2 protein-coding genes are annotated in these 2111 nt (G+C 66.7%); one reads left to right on the forward strand and one right to left on the reverse strand.

The annotated features are described in order from the left end of the window. The first annotated feature begins 126 nt into the window (after positions 1–126). Positions 127–894 carry an acyl-[acyl-carrier-protein] thioesterase gene (locus TBIF_RS08000; protein WP_051461425.1) on the forward strand — a complete coding sequence of 256 codons (768 nt, stop codon included), beginning with the start codon at positions 127–129 and terminating at the stop codon, positions 892–894. Here TBIF_RS08000 and TBIF_RS08005 read toward each other — a convergent pair. Then, on the reverse strand, positions 891–1709 hold the full coding sequence (locus tag TBIF_RS08005) for a class I SAM-dependent methyltransferase (protein WP_024794306.1): 819 nt from the start codon (positions 1707–1709) through the stop codon (positions 891–893). The two genes, TBIF_RS08000 and TBIF_RS08005, sit on opposite strands and share 4 nt — an antisense overlap. Positions 1710–2111 lie beyond the last annotated feature (402 nt).

Here is a 2111-nt window from a genome sequence, read left to right on the forward strand (position 1 = left end):
GCTCCTACGGTATCCAGCCCTGCCTTAAAACCGCAGTTCACAATGGGTGTTGACAAACGTTAGGGAATCTCTTCGGCTTTTGATCCGGAACTATGCTGGGCGGGACCAACCGAGGGGAACTAGCCGATGACCGACGCCATCAACGAGATCCAAGACCTGCGCTCGCCCATGCAGGAGATGCCGGAGTCGGGGCCGCTGTTTGTGTTCGACCGGCCGGTTCGCACCGGCGATGTGGACGAGGAGAAGCAGCTGCGCCTCGACGGAGTCGCGCGCTATCTGCAGGACATCGCCTCAGACCAGGTCGGTGCGATGGGGGAGGGCGTGATCAACCCGATCTGGATCGTGCGCCGCACCGTGATCGACGTGGTCAAGCCGATCACCTGGCCCACCCGGGTACACCTGGAGCGCTGGTGCTCGGCGATGTCGACCCGCTGGGCCACCATGCGCGTCGATATCGACGGCGAGGACGGCGGGCGCATTGAGACCGAGGCGTTCTGGATCAACATCAACCCCGAGACCGGCATGCCGACTCGCATCGGCGACGAGCTCGAGCGGGTGTTGAGCGCGCGTACCACCGAGCACCGACTGCGTTGGCGGCCGCTGCTCAAGGATGCCGCGCCGGACGTCCCTGAGACGCCATTCCCGTTGCGGTTTACCGACATCGACCCGATGCGACACCTGAACAACACCGTCTATCTGCACGTGATCGAGGGCCTGTTGAGCGAGCGGCCCGACCTGCAGACAGCCCCGTATCGGATGATCATCGAGTACCTGCGTCCCATAGCGCGCGACTCCGCGGTGGCCATCCGCGGCCGCGACGACGAGGACGGGCTGGCCGTTTGGTTCATGGTGGACGGCGTGGACCACGCCCGGGTTCGGGTGCTCGCGCTCTAGGACCGGGTGACGGTGTAGAGCAGATACTCCCACCGGCTAGTCCCGTCCGCGCGGTAGTGCCGTCGGCCCAGGTCGGCCAGCGCCGAGTCCAGGCTGGCGACGCGGGCGGCGTCATCGGCCAGCGACTTGTACACCGCGATGGCGGGGCCGTAGTTCTCCTTGAAGAAGTCCCGATAGCCCTCGGGGGAGTCGAAGGCGTCGACGATCACGTGCCGCCGTTCGGCGGTCGCCCCGCGCACCCGGTCGCCGAACAACTCGGCCAGATGCTCCTCGTTGCCCCACAGCGGCGGCGGCTGGGCGCCGGGCGGAGGCGGGGGGGAGTACGGCCCCATGGCCGCGAAGAGCTGGCCGATGAAACCCTCCGGCGTCCAGGACGCCAATCCGATGGTGCCGCCCGAGCGGGCGACGCGGACCAACTCGTCGGCCGCGGCCTGGTGGAAGGGTGCGAACATGACCCCCACACTGGAGAGCACGACGTCGAAGGACCCGTCGGCGAAAGGCAACGCCTCCGCGTCGGCCTCTCGCCACTCTAGGGTGAGGCCCTCCGACTCGGCGGCCCGGCGCCCGGCCGCCAGCAACTCCGGCGTCAGGTCGCTGGCCACGACGTCGGCGCCGATGCGGGCGGCCGGGATCGAGGCGTTGCCGGTGCCAGCGGCCACGTCGAGCACCCGTTGGCCGGAGGTGATGCCGCAGGCGTCCACGAGGGTCTGCCCGAGGCCGGGGATCAGGGTGTCGGCGACCGCGGGATAGTCCCCACTGGCCCACATGGCGCGTTGTCGTTGTTTGAGTTCTGTGGGGACGGTGTGCTGTGTCATCGGAGGCCTCCTCGGGAGGTGCGGATTTGTTGACCTCCACAGCCTGCGCCCGGAGGTCGGTCGGCCTCTAGTGCCCGATGTGTAGTGCACCGGTTCACGTTCAGTACTAGCGGGCGATGGAGTTCCCCGACAAGCGGTGGACGCTGCTGGTGGTGCGAGAGCTGTTGGCGAAGCGGCTGCGGAACCTGGAGCGAGCCAGGATCGTGCGGCGCGCGATCGATGGGTTGGGCCGTTCGAGTTCCCCTCAGTAGATCTGCCCTGGGCGATTGTTGAGGATTCAATCTCGAACAGATTTGCGTTTTCTCTAGTAATTCCCCTGCATACCCGATAAACTTGGATCACGCATTCGGGGGAAAGGGGATTCCAGTGACGCACGACGTACTGCCTCCGGTGCCGCTTCCA

It is taken from the genome of Tomitella biformata AHU 1821 (assembly GCF_000524475.1).
Classification (GTDB): Bacteria; Actinomycetota; Actinomycetes; order Mycobacteriales; family Mycobacteriaceae; genus Tomitella; species Tomitella biformata.

Coding starts and splice junctions, on each gene's coding strand:
- TBIF_RS08000 (WP_051461425.1), top strand. CDS start 127: ATGACCGACGCCATCAACGAGATCCAAGACCTGCGCTCGCCCATGCAG.
- TBIF_RS08005 (WP_024794306.1), bottom strand. CDS start 1,709: ATGACACAGCACACCGTCCCCACAGAACTCAAACAACGACAACGCGCC.